Annotated in this window: 18 protein-coding genes; 9 read left to right on the forward strand and 9 right to left on the reverse strand. The window is 69.4% G+C overall.

Annotated features, from left to right (window positions below):
• Both arlJ and NL115_RS19255 read left to right on the forward strand, forming a co-directional pair.
• The gene (gene arlJ, locus NL115_RS19250; RefSeq protein ID WP_254830942.1) at window positions 1-1,725 is read left to right on the forward strand and encodes an archaellar assembly protein ArlJ/FlaJ; all 1,725 of its coding nucleotides are present in this window, start codon (window positions 1-3) and stop codon (window positions 1,723-1,725) included.
• A gap of 2 nt (window positions 1,726-1,727) precedes the next feature.
• On the forward strand, window positions 1,728-2,606 hold the full coding sequence (locus NL115_RS19255) for a CheF family chemotaxis protein (protein ID WP_254830943.1): 879 nt from the start codon (window positions 1,728-1,730) through the stop codon (window positions 2,604-2,606).
• A gap of 521 nt (window positions 2,607-3,127) precedes the next feature.
• Here the strand turns inward: NL115_RS19255 and NL115_RS19260 are convergent.
• The 5 genes from NL115_RS19260 to cheB are packed head-to-tail and all read right to left on the reverse strand — an operon-like array spanning window position 3,128 to window position 9,528.
• Window positions 3,128-3,994: a CheF family chemotaxis protein gene (locus NL115_RS19260; RefSeq protein ID WP_254830944.1), complete on the reverse strand. Its 867-nt coding sequence runs from the start codon at window positions 3,992-3,994 to the stop codon at window positions 3,128-3,130.
• Window positions 3,991-5,313: a HEAT repeat domain-containing protein gene (locus NL115_RS19265; protein WP_254830945.1), complete on the reverse strand. Its 1,323-nt coding sequence runs from the start codon at window positions 5,311-5,313 to the stop codon at window positions 3,991-3,993. Before NL115_RS19265 ends, NL115_RS19260 begins: the two co-directional genes overlap by 4 nt.
• A 2-nt stretch (window positions 5,314-5,315) precedes the next feature.
• On the reverse strand, window positions 5,316-6,158 hold the full coding sequence (locus tag NL115_RS19270; RefSeq protein WP_254830946.1) for a CheR family methyltransferase: 843 nt from the start codon (window positions 6,156-6,158) through the stop codon (window positions 5,316-5,318).
• A complete protein-coding gene (locus NL115_RS19275; protein WP_254830947.1) occupies window positions 6,155-8,425 on the reverse strand; it encodes a chemotaxis protein CheA in 2,271 nt (756 codons plus the stop codon). The genes NL115_RS19270 and NL115_RS19275 overlap by 4 nt, the downstream gene beginning before the upstream one ends.
• Window positions 8,422-9,528 (reverse strand): chemotaxis-specific protein-glutamate methyltransferase CheB, encoded by a 1,107-nt coding sequence (gene cheB, locus NL115_RS19280; protein WP_254830948.1) that lies wholly within the window; start codon window positions 9,526-9,528, stop codon window positions 8,422-8,424. The genes NL115_RS19275 and cheB overlap by 4 nt, the downstream gene beginning before the upstream one ends.
• 318 nt (window positions 9,529-9,846) lie before the next feature.
• Here cheB and NL115_RS19285 point away from each other — a divergent pair, with 318 nt between their 5' ends.
• Window positions 9,847-10,395 (forward strand): hypothetical protein, encoded by a 549-nt coding sequence (locus NL115_RS19285; RefSeq protein WP_254830949.1) that lies wholly within the window; start codon window positions 9,847-9,849, stop codon window positions 10,393-10,395.
• Between the two features lie 42 nt (window positions 10,396-10,437).
• On the opposite strand, the gene NL115_RS19290 is transcribed toward NL115_RS19285, so the two are convergent.
• Entirely contained in the window at window positions 10,438-11,124 is a 687-nt protein-coding gene (locus NL115_RS19290; protein WP_254830950.1) for a hypothetical protein, read from the reverse strand.
• Window positions 11,125-11,249: 125 nt separating this feature from the next.
• Here NL115_RS19290 and NL115_RS19295 point away from each other — a divergent pair, with 125 nt between their 5' ends.
• Together NL115_RS19295 and NL115_RS19300 are read left to right on the forward strand one after the other, a co-directional pair.
• Window positions 11,250-12,314 carry a hypothetical protein gene (locus tag NL115_RS19295; RefSeq protein WP_254830951.1) on the forward strand — a complete coding sequence of 355 codons (1,065 nt, stop codon included), beginning with the start codon at window positions 11,250-11,252 and terminating at the stop codon, window positions 12,312-12,314.
• Window positions 12,315-12,437: 123 nt separating this feature from the next.
• Window positions 12,438-14,021 (forward strand): globin-coupled sensor protein, encoded by a 1,584-nt coding sequence (locus NL115_RS19300; RefSeq protein WP_254830952.1) that lies wholly within the window; start codon window positions 12,438-12,440, stop codon window positions 14,019-14,021.
• 235 nt (window positions 14,022-14,256) lie between these two features.
• Here NL115_RS19300 and NL115_RS19305 read toward each other — a convergent pair whose 3' ends face one another.
• Window positions 14,257-14,679 carry a DUF8048 family protein gene (locus NL115_RS19305; protein WP_254830953.1) on the reverse strand — a complete coding sequence of 141 codons (423 nt, stop codon included), beginning with the start codon at window positions 14,677-14,679 and terminating at the stop codon, window positions 14,257-14,259.
• 165 nt (window positions 14,680-14,844) lie between these two features.
• Here NL115_RS19305 and NL115_RS19310 point away from each other — a divergent pair, with 165 nt between their 5' ends.
• Together NL115_RS19310 and NL115_RS19315 are read left to right on the forward strand one after the other, a co-directional pair.
• A complete protein-coding gene (locus tag NL115_RS19310) occupies window positions 14,845-15,525 on the forward strand; it encodes an RAD55 family ATPase (RefSeq protein ID WP_254830954.1) in 681 nt (226 codons plus the stop codon).
• Window positions 15,525-15,917 (forward strand): DUF8057 family protein, encoded by a 393-nt coding sequence (locus NL115_RS19315; RefSeq protein WP_254830955.1) that lies wholly within the window; start codon window positions 15,525-15,527, stop codon window positions 15,915-15,917. Before NL115_RS19310 ends, NL115_RS19315 begins: the two co-directional genes overlap by 1 nt.
• A gap of 107 nt (window positions 15,918-16,024) precedes the next feature.
• Here the strand turns inward: NL115_RS19315 and NL115_RS19320 are convergent, their stop codons facing one another.
• Together NL115_RS19320 and NL115_RS19325 are read right to left on the reverse strand one after the other, a co-directional pair.
• Window positions 16,025-16,483 carry a PadR family transcriptional regulator gene (locus NL115_RS19320; RefSeq protein WP_254830956.1) on the reverse strand — a complete coding sequence of 153 codons (459 nt, stop codon included), beginning with the start codon at window positions 16,481-16,483 and terminating at the stop codon, window positions 16,025-16,027.
• Window positions 16,484-16,692: 209 nt separating this feature from the next.
• Window positions 16,693-17,148, reverse strand: coding sequence for a chemotaxis protein CheW (locus NL115_RS19325; RefSeq protein WP_254830957.1), 456 nt, complete (start codon window positions 17,146-17,148; stop codon window positions 16,693-16,695).
• Between the two features lie 143 nt (window positions 17,149-17,291).
• Between NL115_RS19325 and NL115_RS19330 the strand changes: the two genes are divergently transcribed.
• Window positions 17,292-18,287 (forward strand): hypothetical protein, encoded by a 996-nt coding sequence (locus tag NL115_RS19330; RefSeq protein ID WP_254830958.1) that lies wholly within the window; start codon window positions 17,292-17,294, stop codon window positions 18,285-18,287.
• Entirely contained in the window at window positions 18,284-18,511 is a 228-nt protein-coding gene (locus NL115_RS19335; RefSeq protein WP_254830959.1) for a DUF7385 family protein, read from the forward strand. The genes NL115_RS19330 and NL115_RS19335 overlap by 4 nt, the downstream gene beginning before the upstream one ends.
• Window positions 18,512-18,576 lie beyond the last annotated feature (65 nt).

Here is an 18,576-nt window from a genome sequence, read left to right on the forward strand (position 1 = left end):
ATGAGTGTCGGACAGCGCAGCGCACAGGCCGCAGACCTCCTCGGGAGTATCATCACGGCCTACGAGGAGATGGAGATGCCGGCCCGGCGCTACGTGCTGGCCGTCCTGCTCCCGACGTCGTTCCTGTTTCTCGTCACCATCGTCGCCGCGATCGCGGTGGAGACGCTGTTGCTGGTCCGGCTCCTCCTGCCGCTGTTCGGGCTCCTCATCCTCGGCGCAGGCGTCGCCTACCCGCGGGTGGCGCTGGACCGGCGCCGCATCGAGATGGAGAACCGGTTCCACCTGATGGTCACGCACATGACCGTCCTGTCGACGACGAACATCGACCGGATGGAGGTGTTCCGCAAGCTGGGACAGGAGGAGGAGTACGGCGAACTCGCGAAGGAGATCCGCCGCATCGTCCAGCTGGTCGACACCTGGAACCAGAGCCTCGACGACGCCTGCCGCCGCCGGGCGAAGTCGGTCCCCAGCGAGTCGCTGACGGACCTGTTCGACCGACTGGCCTACACGCTGGGCGCGGGCCAGGCGCTCGATGATTTCCTCCTCAGCGAGCAGAGCGTGATGATAGAGAACTACTCGACCATCTACGAGTCCTCGCTGGACAACCTCGACGTGATGAAGGACCTCTACCTGTCGATGATCCTCTCGATGACGTTCGCGCTGGTCTTCGCCGTGGTTCTCCCCATCCTGACGGGGACGGACCCGACGCTGACGGTGGCGGCGGTCATCAGCATGTTCGGCTTCGTCCAGCTGGGGTTCTTCCTCGTCATCCGCGCCGTCGTCCCGTACGACCCGGTCTGGTACGTCGCAGAGGACATCGACACGGACGCCGAGCGCAAGCTGTTGCTGGTGACGGCCGCCAGCGGCCTCCTGTTCGTGCTGCTGGCGGCCGTCTTCGCGGGCGCGCTGGTCGGTGTGGGCGTCTTCCGGATGCTCGTCCCCGGCTGGCTCCCGACGCCGCTGTACGTCGCCATCCCGACGCTGCCGTTCCTGGGAATCGCGCTCGCGTTCCGGGCCGAGGAGAAGCGCATCCGGAACCGCGACGAGGAGTTCCCGTCGTTCATCCGGGCGCTGGGTGCGACCGAGAGCGCGAAGCAGGCGACCACCTCGAAGGTGCTCTCGACGCTCCGCGACAAGGACTTCGGCTCGCTCACCGGGACCATCGACGACCTCTACCGGCGGCTCAACATGCGCATCGACACGAGCAAGGCCTGGCGCTTCTTCACCGCCGAGAACGGCTCCTACCTCATCCAGAAGTTCAGCGAGATGTACCTCATCGGCCGGGAGATGGGGGGTGACCCCAAACAGCTCGGCGAGCTCATCAGCCGGAACATGAACGAGATCAACCAGCTCCGCGAGCAGCGCAGCCAGGCCACGACGACGCTCATCGGCCTGCTGTACGGCATCACGGCGGCCGCATCGTTCGCGTTCTTCACCGGGCTGGAGATCGTCGGCATCCTCGCCGGGTTCGACATCGGAACGGCCTCGGCCGGTGGGATGGACTTCGGCAAACTGCTCCACACGGACGTCTACAACCTGCCGCTGCTGCAGGCGCTGTTGCTCTGTGTCATCATCTTCAACGCGGTCGTCTCCGCGCTGACCATCCGGACCGCCGACGGCGGCCATCCCGGCAACGGCTACCTCCACTTCGTCCTGCTGACGTGGGTCGGCTGTGGGACCGCCGTCGCGACCCAGCGGCTCATCAGCATGCTCCTCAGTATCTGACCATGGCAGAAGAGAAACCAGTCGCCGACTTCACGGGTCGGTTCGCACTCGAGACGGGGAACGGAGGGCGGCCGGAGCCGACGCGAGGCCGGGTCGTCATGAGCCGCCAGCGGCTCGTGTTCGTCACGGCCGACCGGCGGACGACGGTCCCGCTCACGAGCGTGGTCGACCTGGTGGTCGGGCAGGTGCCCAGCGACATGCGGGCCCTGTTCGACGACTCGCTCACCATCGCCTACCGGGACGGCTCCGCGACCCGGACTGCCGTCGTCGAGGGCGACGGCGACACTATCGACCGATTCACCACCGTCCTGTTCCGGGCGCTGGTGACCGGCCGCGACGTACTCGTGAAACATCCGGCTCGCATCGGCGGCCGGGTCACCGACGCGACCGCCAGCCCAGCGAAGATGACGGTCTCCGACGACGGCGTCCGCTTTCGCACGCCCGACGGCGGCTTCTGCATCGACCCCGGGCAGGTCATCGACTTCACCCGCACCGAGCGGTCGCCGGACGGCACCGAGCGCCCCACGCTCCTCGTCCAGCACACCGACGACGGGGAGGCGGTCACGTCGCTCGCGGCACCCGCCTCGTCGCGGCTGGTCAACCTCCTCGGGCGCTACCTGCGCGTGGAGTACGACACCCTCCGCTCGAACATCGCCGACATGGAGCTGACCGACCCCGAGAAACAGGTGCTGGTCGGCATCTACGCGACCGGCGGCCAGATCGACTTCACCAGCCTGCTCGACGGCGACGCCGCCCGGGTCACGCGCGTCCTCAACAGTCTCGAAGAGCAGGGCCTCGTCGACGACGGCCCGGACGCCGTCAGCCTCACCCCGGAGGGCCGCGTCGTCGTCACCGAACGCATCGAGGACGTCAACGTCTGATTACGGCCTTGGGGGAGCAGCTATCCGACCATTCGACCGGAGCCGACGTACGCCGCATCCGACGCCCGGGCTAGATGTGACGCACACCGCATCTGTTCCTGGTCGGGCTCGACACACCACAACGACCGGCCGCCGGCCACTGCCCACACCGCCCGGCGCCATCCCCGGAGATGTGGTACAACATAGCGTGCCCGATAGTAACATAACACAATATTCCCAAGTTACTGCTCGAAAATTATTTATCCACGGAGGAGAACATCCAGATACCATGATGAAATGCGACACCTGCGGCAAAACGCCGGAGTCCGACGGGCGGAGCGTCTTCGAGACAGCGGACGGCGAGCACGTCTGTACGGAGTGCCGCGTTCCGGTCGTTGCCTGAGTTCTGCGACAAATTTCTATATTCTCTCCAGACTTCACCTCTTATCGTCGATATATCAGGATAATACTGCCGCTCCAGAGTTTCTATGCTTCGTAGGAGACAGTACCTGCCTCGTACACAGAGACCGATATCCGCCGCGCTACTGGTCGTTCATCGACTCGCTGGCGATGTTGCGCCCGCGGGGGCGCAACGCGACCTCACGGCGGATACGGACCTCCTCCAGCACGTCGAGTTCGATGAGTCGGTCGAATATCTCCTCGACGTCGTCCGGCGGGAGTTCGACGAACTCCGGGATGTCGAACGAGGACACCCCCGAGTACAGCGCCATCAGGACCTCCCGCTCCGAGGGGTCGAGGTCGAGGTCCGTCTCGTTCCGGGCCGCGCCCTTCCCGAGGACGGAGGCGATGATGGAGCAGTGGCGCGGGTTGCCCGAGAGGTACGTCTCGACGCTGGTGCCGTCGTCGGTGTGTGAGGCCTCGACGACGGGGCGCTCGCTCCCCCGGACGGTCCGCTGGTCACGCTCGACGGCGCTCGTGTCGTCGATCTCGATCTCGACCAGTTTGCCGGATTCGGTGGCCAGGTTGATGCGCTCCTCCTCGAGTTTCACGCGGGCCTTCTGCCAGTCCACGTCACGGACGACCCCACCCTCCACGGCGGGGTGGCGGATGAGGACGACCTCGCCGTCGACCATCGCGCCGTACAGCGTCCGCTCGAAGGCGGCGGCGTCCTCGGGCGAGACGAGGAACACGTCGTCGCCCTGTCGGACGCTGACGTAGTTCGACACCTGTGCGATGGTCTGGTTGATGTCGAACCGTCCCTGTGCGGCCTCGATGCCCGAGAGAGGTACCGTCCGCTTGCCCTCGTTGCCCGCGAGGACGAGCCGGCGCGTCGAGAGGACGATGCGGCCGCGCTGCCAGCCCACGTCGCCCAGCTTCCGGCCGTCCTCGATGACCTGGGCGAAGCGGCCGGTCGTGTCGGCCAGTTTCCGCTCGGGTGTCTTGCTCACGGCAGGTCACCTCCCGGGGCGCCGCCGAGTTTCGAGAGCGCCGAGAAGGCGCGCTTGCGGAGGCGTTCCTCCTCGGTCTCGTCCACGAACCGGCCCAGCCGCTCCCGGGCACGCTCGTCACCGACCTTGCCGAGGACGAACAGCGCCTGCGCCCGGGCGTCCATCGAGGCCCCGGGGTCGTCTAGCAGCGCGAGCAGTCGCCGCTCCAGGCCGGCGCCGTCGAGGCTGGTGAGGCTGGACGCCGCGAACTGTGCGGTCCGGTCGTCCCGGTCGTCGAGGGCTTCGATGAGCGCCGCCTGGGCCTCTCCGCCGCCGGTGCCGCTGGCGACGCGGCCGAGGAGCCACGCGGCGTTGCGGCGCTGTGGCGACCCCGACGCCTCCGTCAGGATGGCCGCCAGCGGCCCCACGGCGGACCCGTGGTCGACGTCCTCCAGCCGGTCGACGGCCAGCTCTCGGGCCTCGTGGCTCTCGGCCGCGGGCGCGTTCGACAGCACCTCCACGAGCGCGAAGACGGCCGTCCGGCGGACCCCCTCGCTCGGGTCGTGGAGCGCGTCGACGAGCGGGTCGACCGGCTCGACGCTCCCGAAGTCACCCAGCGCGTCGACCGCCGTCCGGCGGATGGACTCGGACTCGTCGGCCACCAGGGGCTCGAGCGCCCGGCGCGCGGGCGGTGTCCCGATGGCGCCGAGGGCCGACGCGACCGCGCGCCGGACCGGTGCCGAGTCGTCGTCGGCCCGGTCGGCCAGCGCCTCGACGGCACGGGGGTCGCCGACCCGGCCACAGGCGCGTGCCGTACGGGCCCGGACCCGCTGGTCGGGGTCGTCCAGCCGGTCCACCAGGACCGGCGTGACCCGCTCGTCGCCGACCTGCCCCAGCCCGACAGCGGCGGCCATCCGTAGCTCCGGCCGGTCGGCATCGAGTAGCTCCGCGAACGCCTCGGCCCTGACCCAGTCGGCCCCGCCGCCGAGGTCGCGGTCGGTGAGCGCCTCGACCAGCCGCTCGATGGCGGCGGGGCCGTGTCTGTCGAGCGCGTCGACCGCGGCTCCGCGGACGCCGGGGGCGTCGTCGTCCGTCGCCGCGGTCACCAGCGCCTCGACGACGCCGTCCGCGTCGGTCACGCCGGTGTCGCTATCGCCCACGTCCGGCTCCTCGGCCCCCAGCGGGTCGTCGGCGTCGCCAGGGTCGGGGGCACGTGAGGGGTCCTCGATATCGCCGAGGATGGCCGCCGCTCGCCGCCGGACCTCCACCTGCGAGCCGTGGCGGAGGTACTCGACGAGCGTGTCGGCGTCGGCCTCCCGTTCGAGCTGGTACAGTGACATGGTCAGCAGTGGTGGTAGACGTGGGCGCCCCGCTCGACCGCATCGAACGACGTGCGGAACTCGCGGGGGAGCGTCTCGGACTTGCCGATGGTGAGGTAGCCGTCGGGGACGACGGCCGCGGCGAGCCCGTCGAAGATGTCGCGCGTGTGGTCGCCGTCGATGTAGATGAGCAGGTTCCGGCAGAGGACGAGCTCGAACTCGCCCAGTGGGTCCTCCCGGAGGAGGTCGTGGCGGCGGAACTCGACCATCTCCCGGACCGGCCGGCGGACGGCGAACGAGTCGCCATCGCGGTCGACGTGGGCGTCGAGGTCCGACAGCGGTGCGAGTTCCTCGGCGATATCCGTGGTCCGGGTGGTCTCGTACTCCCCGCGGCGGGCCGCCGCCAGCGCCTCGCCGTCGATGTCGGTGCCGACGATGTCCAGTCGATTCGCGTCGATGGCGGGGTCGTCGCGCGCGAGCATCGCCAGCGAGTAGGGCTCGCGCCCGTCCGCGCAGGGCGCGCTCCAGCACCGGACCGTCCGGTTGTTCGCCGTCAGCTCCGCGAGGACGTCCCGGAGGACCGTCCACACGTCCGGGTTGCGGAAGAACCGGGTGACGTTGATGTTGAGCGCGTCGAGCAGCGCCGTCTGCTCGGCCTCGTCGGCCTCGAGGAGGCCGCGGTACTCGCGGTAGGTCTCGGCCTCGGTCCGGCGGATGCGCGCGGTCACCCGCCGGTCGAGGTAGGCGTCGTTGTACGGGCCGGGGTCGAACGCCATCTCGCCGGTCACGAACGAGAGGACGGTGTCGAGGCTGCCGCTCGTCGCCCCCGACTCGTCGGCGTCGCCGCGGGCCCCCCGGCCGCTCATAGCTCCCTCACGTTCAGGATGGGGATGATGTTGCCGTCACCGAGGATGGCCGTACCGGAGAGCTCCGAGATGCCGCTCAACGCGCCGTCGAGCGGTTTCACGACCACCTCCTCCTGGTCCTGTACCCGGTCACACCGGAGCGCCACCTCACGCTCGGAGGGGCGGATACGGACGAGCATCCCGCCGCTCCGGTCCATCGCGCTCTGCCCGGCAGTGATACCGTCGAGGCCGTCCCGGCCGGGGCCGTCGGTGGCCGGAGCGGCCCCGGAGCCGGCCGCCGACCCGCCGTCCGCGGCGAGTGCGCTGCGGCCGTTCCCGGTGTCGAGGGCCTCCGAGAGCCGGACGACGGGGACCACGTCGTCGCCGTGTCTGACCACGTCGTCGCCGTGGAGCTGCTCGATGTCGTCGTCGCGGGTTATCTCGTCGATGTTCTTGATGGGGATGCCGTAGCTCTGCTCGCCGACGGCGACGAACAGGACATCGACGATGGCGACCGAGACTGGGAGCTGCAGCCGGAAGGTCGTCCCCTCGCCGGGTGTGGACTCGACGTTCACGGAGCCGTCAAGCTGCTCGACCGTCCGGTGGACCACGTCCATCCCGACCCCGCGGCCGCTGAGGTCGGTCACCTCCTCGTTGGTCGAGAGTCCCGGGTGGAACACGAGGTCATGGGCCTCGTCGTCCGGCATCGCGGCCGCCTCTTCCTCGGTCAGGACACCCTCGCTCACGGCCTTCCGCCGGAGCCGGTCGGCGTCCAGCCCGGCGCCGTCGTCCTCGACGACGATGGTGACGTGGTCGCGCTCGCGCTTCGCGCGGAGTTCGACCTGTCCCTCGGGCGGCTTGCCGGCGGCCTCCCGCTCCTCGGGCGGCTCGATACCGTGGTCGACGGCGTTGCGCAGGATGTGGATGAGTGGGTCGCCGATCTCCGCGAGGATGGACCGGTCCAGCTCGATATCCTTCCCGTGCATCTCGAAGTCGACCTCCTTCCCCGAGTCGCGGGCGGTGTCCCGGACCACGCGGGGGAGCTTGCTCACCACGCGCCGCAGCGGGATGAGCCGCATGTCCATCACCGTGTTCTGGAGCCGGCTCGTCACCTTGTCGAGGTCGCTCATGCTGTTCTTCGCGCTCTCGAACTCCTCGGCCTCGACGGCCCGCCGGATGTTGATGCGGTTGGTGACCAGCTGCTCGACGAGCCCGTGGAGTTCGTCCAGCCGGTCCACGTCGACCCGGACGGAGGCGATCTCGTCGGCCGACGGCCCGGCATCCCGGCCGGCGGCCGCGTCCCCGCTCGGGGCCTTGCCGGAGTCGGTACCGGCGTCGGGGGCGGACCCCGCGCCGTCGGTCGTCGCCAGCGACTCGTCCGCCGCTGCTGCGGCGACATCGAGGGCTTCGGACTCGCCGGCTGGCGCGCCGGCGCTCGCATCGCCTTCCGCGCCGGGGACCTCGTCTTCCGACCCGGACTCGCCCGCCGCCTCGCGGACCGTGGTGACCTCGAAGGAGTCGACCGCGCCGACCGTCTCCAGCCCGGCCGCCAGGGCCGCGGGTTCGTCGTCCGGGAGGAACACATCGAACGCCCCGTCGTACTCGCCACCCTCGATGGCCTCGCGGGGCGGCGCGAGTTCGAACCCCTCGAACCCCTCCGCGAGCGCCTCCAGCACGAACATCGCCTCGACGCCCGGCATCTCGCCGGTGTCGACCGTCACCCGAGCGTGGACCACGCGGTCGGCGCCGGGAAACGCCGGCACCGCGTCGGCATGGGCGAACTCGGCAGCCTCGTGGCCGGGGCTGGAGGCGCCATCTACGGGGGCGCCGTCGGCCGCGGCGTCGTCCGTCATCTCGACAGCGGCGCCGCTCTCGTCCCCTGTGGCCGTCTCGCTGTCGCCCTCGGCATCGGCGTGGTCCATCGTCCGGCGGAGGCTCTCGACGGTGTCGCTCACGTCGACGTCCTCGTCCTCGCCGGCCTCGATGGCCTCGACGGCCGCCTCGATGCGGTCGACGGCGTCGAAGGTCACGTCCATCACCTCGCTGGAGACGGTCATCTCGCCGGCGCGGATCTCGTCGAGGAGGTCCTCCAGCGCGTGGGCGAGGCTACTGGCGTCGGTGAACCCCATCGCCGCGAAGTTCCCCTTCAGCGTGTGGGCCGTCCGGAAGACCGAGTCCATGGCCTCCGCGTCGGTCGGGTCGTCCTCGAGCGCCAGCAGCGCGTTGTTCAGGTCGGTGATATGCTCTCTCGCCTCGGAGACGAAGGTGGTTCTGTGGTCGTCGTTCATGATCGGAGAAGGGTGTTGCAGACGGCGTCGGCGACCGCCCCGGCCGGGTGGACCGCGTCGACGACGCCGGTCTCGATGGCGCGCTTTGGCATCCCGAACACCGCCGAGGTCGCCTCGTCCTGTGCCACGACGGTCCCGCCGGCGGCCGCCACCGCCTCGGCGCCGGCCGCACCGTCACTGCCCATGCCGGTGAGGATAGCCGCAGTCAACGGCCCGTCGACGGTCGACGCGGCGGATTCGAGCGTCCGGTCGACCGCCGGCCGGACGCCGTGGAGGGGTTCGTCCTGGGTGAGTTTGACCCGGAGCCGGCCGCCGCCGAACCCCGAGACGACGAGGTGGTGGTCGCCCTTCGCGACCAGCCCCTCGCCACCGCCGATGCGGGCGCCGTCGGTCGCCTCGCGGATGTCGTAGTCGGAGGCGTCGTCCAGTCGCTCGGCGAACCGGCCCGTGAACGCGTCGGGCATGTGCTGTACCACGAGGACCCGGAGGTCGGCATCGAGCGGGAGTCCCGCCACGAGTTCCTCGACCACCGGCGGGCCGCCGGTGGAGGCGCCGACGACGAGCGTCGCGTCCGCCACGTACTCGCTCGCCGCGCCGTCGGCACCGTGCCCTCCGGTCTCGACGCCACTGTCCTCCGCGGCCCGGGACTCGGGCGCGCCGGCCGCGGTCGGGTCGACCGTCGCGACCGACCGAACGGTCTCGACCAGTTGCTCCCCGTGGTCGTGCATCGCCATCGACACCTCGCCGCCGGGTTTGGTGAAGAAGTCGACGGCGCCCCGGTCCAGTGCCTCGAAGGTGGACTCCTCCTCGGAGCCGGCGTGTGCCGAGAGCACCAGCACCGGCGTCGGGCGCTCGGCCATCACCCGCTCGACGGCCTCGACGCCCCCCACGTCGGGCATCCGCAGGTCCATCGTCACCACGTCCGGACCGTGTTCGACGACGGCCTCGACCGCGGCCGCGCCGTCTTCGGCCGTCGCCACCACCTCGACGCCGCCTGTCTCGAGGATGTCGCTGATGACGGTCCGCATGAACTGGGAATCGTCGACGACGACCGCCCGGAGCTGCCCGTCGGTCGCGTGCCGCGCTCCCGTAGCGTGCGTCATATGCCCCGCGGAAGCCGCGGGGGTTCGACTGGCGACGCTGTCATAGGCGGGCGGTGGTTGCAGGCGCTATTTAACTCTCGTCCGGACTCACGTCTCGACACCGACGGGAGCCTCTTGTCGCTGGCACCGCTGGCAGGTGGTGATGGCAGGACCTCTCGACGACAGGGCGGTGGGGCACGGGCTGATGACCGGGCTGCTGCTCGGGGCGACGGTGCTCCTCGGCGGAATCCTCGCACTGACCGTTCTCGCCGCCTGAAACGACACTCCTTTCGACGGTCTTGTCAGAACTGCATTACTACCTCACGGACAGGTCGGGGTATGGTCCGACGTGTGGCCGCTGTCGGAGCCCGTATCCCGTGGGGGGGTGCGGCCGACGACCAGCACTCGGCGGAGGCATCGACCGACGACCCGACCTCGGACGCCGACCGGCCGCCGACCGAGGCCGAGGATACGACCGACGACCCCCCGCTCGAAACCGTCTCCGAGCGGCGGACGCTGGCCGACGTGGTCGATGTCGCCGCGCTCACGCGGTGGCTCCCGACGGCCTGGACCGCCCGGACGGCGGTGACGAAGTTCGGCGAGGCCCCCGTGACGGAGGTGCTGGAGCTGTCCGGCCGGGGGCATCGAGTCGTCGTCGACCCCCAGCGACCGGTGGCTCCCGAGGGCCCGGCGACCTGCTACGCGCGCCCTGCGGGCACCGCACGGCGTCGCGAGGTCGCGACGACCGACAGCCTGCACGAGGCCCTCGCCATCGCGCTCGACCGGATACCGACGCTCGACGAGCACGTCGACCCAGTCTTGCCGGCCGAGCGTCGGGCCACGGGACTCTCCGAGGCACTGGATACGTCGGCGGGTGAGTCGCGGTAGCCACGCCGTCGTGCTCCGACGTCTGCCAGTACCGGGGCGGCGTCAGTCGACAGTGTCCGCATCGGAGTCGGCCCGGCTCGGCTCGCGGTCGGTCCCGGCATCCGTGGCGCCCGCCGCGCCGGTTCCGACTGGCTCGTCGAGCGCGTCCTCGATGCGCCGGAGTGCACGCCGTCCACCGCCGCCGGCGGCCCGACATCGCACGGGGGACGCACCCGCGACCTCGACGACGAGTACGTTCCCGCCGGTCGCGAGCCGGTAGCCAAGGGCGCCGAGCGCCCCGACGACCGCGAGGGCACCGAACAGTACCGCGGCGTCACCGAGCAACTGGAGGCCGCCGGTCAGCACCGTGACGAACCCGAAGGCGCCGGCTGCCGGGGAGTCCTGCGGGATATCGACCGACGCCGCCGGGACGAGTGCGCCGAACAGGAGGCCGACGAGGATTCCGACGACGCCGTACGCCGCGATTCGGGGCGCGTACCGGACGACCGGACCGTCGCCCGAGCGTCGGATAGCGACGCCGGTCACGTTCGGACGCGGGACGGTCACGAGCCGTGGCTCGCGGTCGGTCCGGTAGACGAGGACCTGCCGTCGAGTGACGGCGAGCCAGCCGCCCGAGAGCGAGGCTCGGGTCGTGATGGGCTCGCCCGGCGGAACGCAGTCGGTCGGCTCCGGGACCGGTGGCTCGACCGACACCCGTCGCACCGTCCGTGGGTCGGGGTCCGCGTCCATCGGGTCGTTCGGGGATGGACGCGGCGCTCCTAAAGCGCCGCGGACGGTTTCGAGCGCCGAACCGGGGCTTTCGAGCCTCGATTTCCCCGTGACGGGTTTTACGTGGGGGCACGGATGCTTCCCGCATGGCAGTCCACGGGGGTGCCGAGACGACGCTCGCCGACTTCGACCTGGAGGGCTCATGCGAGGGCCACGAGCCGGTCCTGCACGCCCGTGACCGACTCGTCCGCTGTGGTCGCTGCGGCCGCACCGTGCCCGTCACGGTCGTGGCCGAGCACACGCTCCACGACGCGCTGGCCGAGCTCTCCGAGGCACCCTGCCGGAACGACCGCATCCCGGCAGCAGCCGGCGGCGAACACACCCTCCGCCTCGGTCCGGAGTCGGACCGCGGGACGCGACGGGTGGTCTGTGAGACCTGTGGCCGGTCGGCCCCGCTCCGCGGTGACGGGTCGCGCGCACTGCAGTCGCTCGCGGAGATCCCGTGTGTCGAGGGGTGGAGCTACCGGGAGCTGCTGGATGCGGTCGTCAGCCCGACGCCAGCGACCCCGCCGCTCTCGGCGCTGGGAATCAGCTCCTGGCGCGGCGTCGAGCCGTCCGGCCAGGGCGACGAGACGGTACGGCTCCTGCGCCACGGCGGCTTCCAGTACACGCTGTACGTCGCACGTACTGACGACGTACCGGAGGACGGGACGAACCCGGACACCGACCGGTGCCCGAGCTACGAGGTGACGCTCCGGAGCGGGCCGAGCACCACCCACGAGGCGGTCGAGACGGTCCCGCTTCCGGAGGCGGACCCGTCGGACCCGACCATCCAGGTGTGTGCCGAGCGGCTGGTGACGTTCCTCGTCGCCACCGACGAACTCGGTGCCGGCGAGTTCTGCTCGCTGGTCGACCACCACGCGAGCGCGGACGACGCCCACCGGGAATCCTGGCTGGACGAGGCGTACACGGCCGCTCGCGAGACCTTCGCCGAACGGGTGGGTGGGAGCCCGGAAGCGTTCGCGGAGACGTTCGCCGACGGCGGCGACACCCGCGAGGTTCTCCGGCGCGTCGTCGAGGGGGACGATTTCGACGATGTCGACGAGGCCGCCTTCGCCGACGCACAGGTCGGCGAGCGCCCGCACTTCCCGAGCCTGTTCGAGTACGTGACCGACCAGTACGGCTGGCGCCCCCCGGTCGCGAACCGCTGAGAGAGCCGACGGGGAGTCGGTGGCCTCCTCTGGAGCCTGCGAGCGAGGAGATTCTCGGCACCGCTGGTATCGAGCCTCGATTCGGAGACTCCCCCTAATAATACCCAGCGAATAGCCGGGTGTATGACGGACGACAGCATCAAGATCGACGACGAAACGCGGCGGGGCGTCAGCGGTTCGTCCCTGTCTGCCAGTATCGGCATCGACGAGCGGGAGATCGACTGGCGGAAGTCGTTCACCGGGTTCGACCGGGCGGACGCCGAGCAGCTCGAGTCCATGTCGGACACGTTCGACCGTATCGCCGAGGACCTCGTCGAGGACTTCTACGACCACCTCACGGGCTACGAGGAGGCCCGTGACATCATCGGCAGTTCGACGAAGAGCGTCGAGATGCTCAAGCAGTCCCAGCGCCAGTACCTGAAGGACCTCGGGAGTGGCCAGTACGGGCAGTCGTACTTCGACCGGCGAGCCCGCATCGGGAAGATCCACGACATGCTCGACCTGGGGCCCAAGGTGTACATGGGCGCCTACCACATCTACTACGAGGGAATCATCCGTGCCATCGCGGAGGACGTCAAGGATGGGATGGTCCTGACCGACGGCGGGGCGGCTGCCGAGTCCGGCGGGGCGAGCGACAAGGGGACGGAAGCGCTCGAGGTACCGGGCGAACCCGCAGCCGAAGCCATCGACGAGGTCGTCGAGCGGACGATGTCCGCCCTGAAGCTGCTGAACCTCGACCAGCAGGTCGCGATGGACACGTACATCCACTCGTACAGCGAGCAGGTCGAGGAGCAGCTCGCGAGACAGCAGCAGCTGAGCGAGGACGTCAGTCAGGAGGTCGAGCAGCCGGTCGACCGGCTCTGGGACCTCTCCTCGGATGTCACGGAGACGGTCGGAGAGATAAACGACCTCACCGACCAGCAGGTCGACCGGATGCGCAACGTCTCCAACGAGGTCGGGCAGCTGAGCGCGACGGTCGAGGAGATCGCCTCCACGGCCGAGGGCGTCGCCGACACCAGCGAGGAGGCCGAGGAACTCGCCGAGGAGGGCCGCGAGTCAGCGACCGATGCCATCGACGTGCTCGAGGACGTCGACGAGGCCGCCGAGAACGTCACGGAGGACGTCGAACAGCTCCAGTCGAACGTCGACGAGATCGACGAGGTGGTGGAGGTCATCGACGAGATCGCCGACCAGACGAACCTGCTCGCACTGAACGCCTCCATCGAGGCCGCGCGCGCCGGCGAGGCCGGCGAGGGCTTCGCGGTCGTCGCCGACGAGGTGAAACAGCTCGCACAGGACGCCCAGGAGCAGGCCGGGCGCATCGAGGAGATGGTCGCCGAGATCCAGGAGGAGACCGCCGAAACCGTCGACAGTCTCGAGGAGACCAACGAGGTCATCGGCGAGGGACTCGGCCAGGCACAGGCCGCGATGAACAGTCTCGAGGATATCGCCGAGGCCGCCGAGGAGACCGCCACCGGCATCCAGGAGGTCTCCGACGCAACCGACGACCAGGCCGCCAGCACCGAGGAGATCGCCAGCATGGTCGAGCAGGCCACCGACGAGTCCGTCACCGTCGCCGACGAGGTCGAGACCATCGCCGAGATGAACCAGCAACAGCAGGCCAACGTAGAGGAGATCCGCGACTCCGTCGACCGACTCACCGACAACATCGGCGACAACGACGACGTGGACATCAACCGCGGCTGATCACGAGTCCGACCGTCGTCCCGCGATTCCGTGTTCCTGTCATCGGAGTGTTGTTCGGCCGGTTCGAGTTCCGTTGTCACTGTTCCTGTCGGACCTGCAAGCGGCTGCCTGTCGAGTTCAGCACGGCACCGCCGTCTCTGACTGCTCCCGGACAACGTCTCCACTCGGAGCTCCGGGTGTCGGTGCGAAACTGGAAAACGAGTTCACAGGACAAGGGACCGCGGTGAGGGGAGCGTCAGTGGAGGTCGGCTGGTTCCGCGGCGAAGACGACGGCGTCGGTGGAGTCGTCCTCGGGGAGCCGAGCAATCGCGCGTGCCATCCGTCGGTGGACGGACCGGACCGCCTCCGCCTCCTCGGTGGACAGGTCACACGCCCGTGTCAACACCCGTAGCGTGCCGACAGGAAGCGCCAGCACCTCCCCCGGTGCGCCGGCGGTCGAGACCTCCTCCCCGCGCTCGGCAAGCTGGTCACGCCGCGTGCTCGCCTCCCGCTCGACGCTCGCCAGGGCAGCGACCAGCTGCTCGCAGGAGACGGCACAGTCGGCCGCCACCTGGTCGACCAGGTCGCCGAAGTACCAGTCCACGGTCGCCCGCACGTCGGTGTCCGCTCTCGTGGCGACCTCGTCGTCTCGCCGAACTGGCCCCTTGTCGGGCTCCATACACCCTCGTACACCGACGAACCTTTACTATCTTCTGGCCATAGCGTCGAAACCTCTCGAAATCGCATTCGAGGACGGAGGCTGTCTCCAGAACGTGTCAATCCTCCCGTTTCGCGTTCCGATGTGGAGCAAACGACGATAATGGGGGGTCCCATAGCGGGCTGCATGCGTGTTCCGAGTGGCGTCCCGGGGTTCGACCAGCTCGTGGACGGGGGCTTGCCGGCCAACAGGCTGCACGTCGTCAGCGGCCCCCCAGGAAGCGGCAAGACGACGTTCTGCTCGCAGTTCGTCACCCAGGGCGTCGAGAACGGGCAGGACTGCCTGTACGTGACGATGCACGAGACGAAAGCGGAGCTCCGGCAGGACATGGCGAACTTCACGTTCGGCTTCTCGGGCGCCATCGAGTCCGGAGCCATCGAGTTCCTGAACCTGATGACCAACGAGGGCAAGCGGACGCTCTCGAAGTTCGGTTCCGAGTCCGGACTGACGAACCGGCTCGTCGGCGCCATCCAGGAGAACGATATCGACCGCGTCATCATCGACTCGACGATGCTGCTCGAACACTTCGCGGGCGAGACCGGGACCACGAACTTCCTGTCGGCGCTGAAACGCACGGACGCGACCGTCCTGCTCATCTCCGAGATGACGGACCCGGCCTCGTACGCGAACGAGCACTACCTCGCCCACGGGGTCATCTTCTTCCACAACTTCCTCGACGGGAGCGGGATGACTCGTGGTATCCAGGTCCTGAAGATGCGCGGGACGGCCATCGACACGGACATCAGGCGCCTGACGTTCTCGGAGCGGGGGCTGCGGGTGAACCCCGACCGAACGGTCGAGACCTGATGAGCCGCTACGAGCGGACCTACGGGACCGATTGGGAGCGCCTGACCGCCGACGAGGCCGTCGAGCGGGCGTACGCGGTCGGCGTCGCAGAGCGCCTCGGCGAGCGCAACCGTGCCGAACTCCGGCAGCTCTACGAGAGCGTCGAGACCACCTACGACCGGAGCATGGTCGAACTCGCCTACGAACAGGGACGGACCGAGGCGAAGGCTGCCGCGGCCGACGCCGGCACACCCGGTGCCCTCTGGTCGACGCTCGTCACCGAGGGGTCGGTCGAGCTACCCGACGGCGGCGACCCGAGCGGCCTTCCGCCGGCACTCTCACAGGTCGAGATGCTCGACTTCTCCTCGCCCGACTCCACCGGTTCGCTCGACCTCCCGGAGTTCCTGGACTGACCGTCCACCGTTCTCGGGCGGCACCGCCCGACCGCCGTCCGTTCTTCCGGCGGCTCCTCGACGTCGGCGGCGAGACGACAGAACTCGCGGGCAGTTCTCGTGTGACGTTACAGGTCGGCGAGTGCGCGGTGGTAGAAGAGACCCAGGACGAGATGCTGGCGCATCTCCGCGGCGATGCGCTCGCGGCAGGCGTCGGCATCGTCGAGCTGGTACTCCTTGGTCCGGACCAGCTCGTGGCGCTCCAGCAGCCCCTCCTCCTCGAACTCGTGGAGCTGTGGATACACCGTCCCCGGCGAGAGGTCCGCGTCGAACACCCGCCCCAGGTCCTCCATCAGCCGCTTCCCGTTCGTCTCCGTCGACCGGTGGGCCACCAGCGTCAGCAGAATCTCGCCCAGGTCACCCTTCACCGTCTCCTCGCTGAACGCGAACTCACCCGCCGGCGCGAACGACTCCAGCACCTCCGACAGAAACTCGTCCGCCAACTGCACCGAATCAGGGCTGCCGGACGCTCCACCGGAGACCTCCGCGCGCAGTCGTTCGAGTGCCTCGGGCGCTTCCGTGCTCATCACATCATCACCTTCTCTGGTCCCCATTGTACCTACCCATTAGACCGGATTCACATAAGAACCGAAGCGGGTTTTCTGGTCGTGAAAACGCCAGTTTACACTGGTTGCCTACCACCGAGTTTGCGTACCGCTGGTCAGGAATGTACTCGAACAGCAACCAGAGTTTTGCGTATTCCCGCAGAATATTACCAATTGCAAATACTCTCTCCTCAGTCCGCCGCCCGGGCAGCGGTCGAGCCCGCAGCGTCCATCTCGCGGGGGTCGACCCAGATGACGAAGCCGTCGTCGCGCTTGACGATGCTGCGGACGTGGTCGCGCTCGACCGGCGGGTCGTCGACCGACTCCGGCGCGACGCGGGCGACCTCGCGGACGCTGTCGACGGCCCACCCGATGGACCGCTCGTCGTCGAACACCGCCGAGTCGAAGATGATGATGCGGTCCCCGACGGCGCCGTCGATGTCGAGTCGGACCTTCGGGTCGATGATGGCCGTGGTCTCCCCGCGCAGGTCCATCACGCCCTTGACGTGCTGTGGTGCGTTGGGAATCGGCGTCAGATCCCCCATATCCACGATCTCGGTCACGTAGTCGATACTCACGCAGTAGGCTTCCCCGTCCAGGCGGAACTCCAGCACCTGCCGGGCCGTCTCCTCGTTGGTCCCTGTCATTGTCGCCACCGGCTCTTACCGGGCCATCGGGCCATCCACACAAGAAGCGTCGCCACGACTCAGCTTCCGAAACGCGGCCCTGGCCCCGATTCACGTGTCGAAATCGACCGGACCGCTATGAGTGGCGCCCCCGTTCGGGGCCCATGGAGAACCGTTCGCCAGCGGGTGACCCGGCAGCGGAGGAGGCCGCTTCCGGGGGGGAGGCCGACGCCGCGAGCCGGCGGCGCTCGCCCCTGGCGCTCGTCCGGCGGGCCGCGGCCGCGCTGGTCCTGGCCCCCGGCCGGAGTGCGGCGGTCGTGCTGACGGTCGTGCCCTACCTCTGGTTGGGCTGGTACGTCACGGGGACGGTACTCGGGCTCGTCGCGGACCCCATCATCGGCGGGGACTGGCTGACCCTGGGGTTCACCTGTTACGCGCTTGTGTTCCCGCTCGCGCTGGCCCACCGGACGCTGGCCGTCGGCCTGACCGAACTCACACAGGAGTATCTCGTCGACATCGTCGCGCTGGTCTGGTTGACGACGTTCTACGTGGTGTGGATGCTGGCACGGGAGCCGGTCGACCCGGGCACCTCGACCCGGGAGCTGTACGGCCCGGTCGCAGCGGGCGACCCGATGGGCGTGCAGTGGGCGGCCATCGCGGGGGCCATCGCGGTCCTCGTGGTGGGGCTGAGCGCCGAGCGTGACGAGGACCACGCGCTGTTCCGGAGCCCCTTCCGGACAGCCCTCGTGACCGTCCCGGGGCTCGTGACCCTGGTGGTCCTGCTGTCGTCGCCAGGGCCCGACTCGCTCGTCTGGCCGGTCGTCGCGGGAGCCTTCGGCGGGACGCTGCTGGCGGGTGTCCGGCATCTACCGACCGTCGCGAGCGGGCTCGCCAGGGCCGCGTTCGTCTGTCTCGCGGCGCTCGTCTGGGCTGTCGGGGGACTCCTCTGGGTCGCCGTCTACCGGCGGCCCCCGCCGACGAGAGAACTCCTGCTCGCCCACGTCGAGTTCGACCTCCCCGACGGCGCCACCGAACCGATAGCCGGGTCCGAACCGGCGGGCGACCCCGGAACGGACGGGTCGAACGGCCAGACGGCTGCGGACAGCGACCACGTGGCCGCTGACGGCGGCCGCGACGACGTGCTCGACAGCCGCCGATGAGCTTCGATATCCACGACCACCGGCACCGGCTCAAGCAACTCCGCGACGGCGGGGAGACGAAACTGTTCGAGAACCGTGACGGGATGGCGTGTCCGGCATGTGGTGAGCCGTTCTCGCGGCTGTTCTCGACCCGGCAGACGACGACACGGTTCCCCGCCCCCGGGGACGCACGGTTCTGTCTGGTCGCGCCGGACGACGAGTTCGTCCATCTCTTCAGCCACTGACCACCCGAGCATCGCCACACTGGCCGCCGAAGCTATCCACTGTGTGTCGGTTCCGATGTGGGGGT

Origin of the sequence: Haloglomus salinum (assembly GCF_024298825.1) — an archaeon.
GTDB classification, from domain to species: Archaea; Halobacteriota; Halobacteria; order Halobacteriales; family Haloarculaceae; genus Haloglomus; species Haloglomus salinum.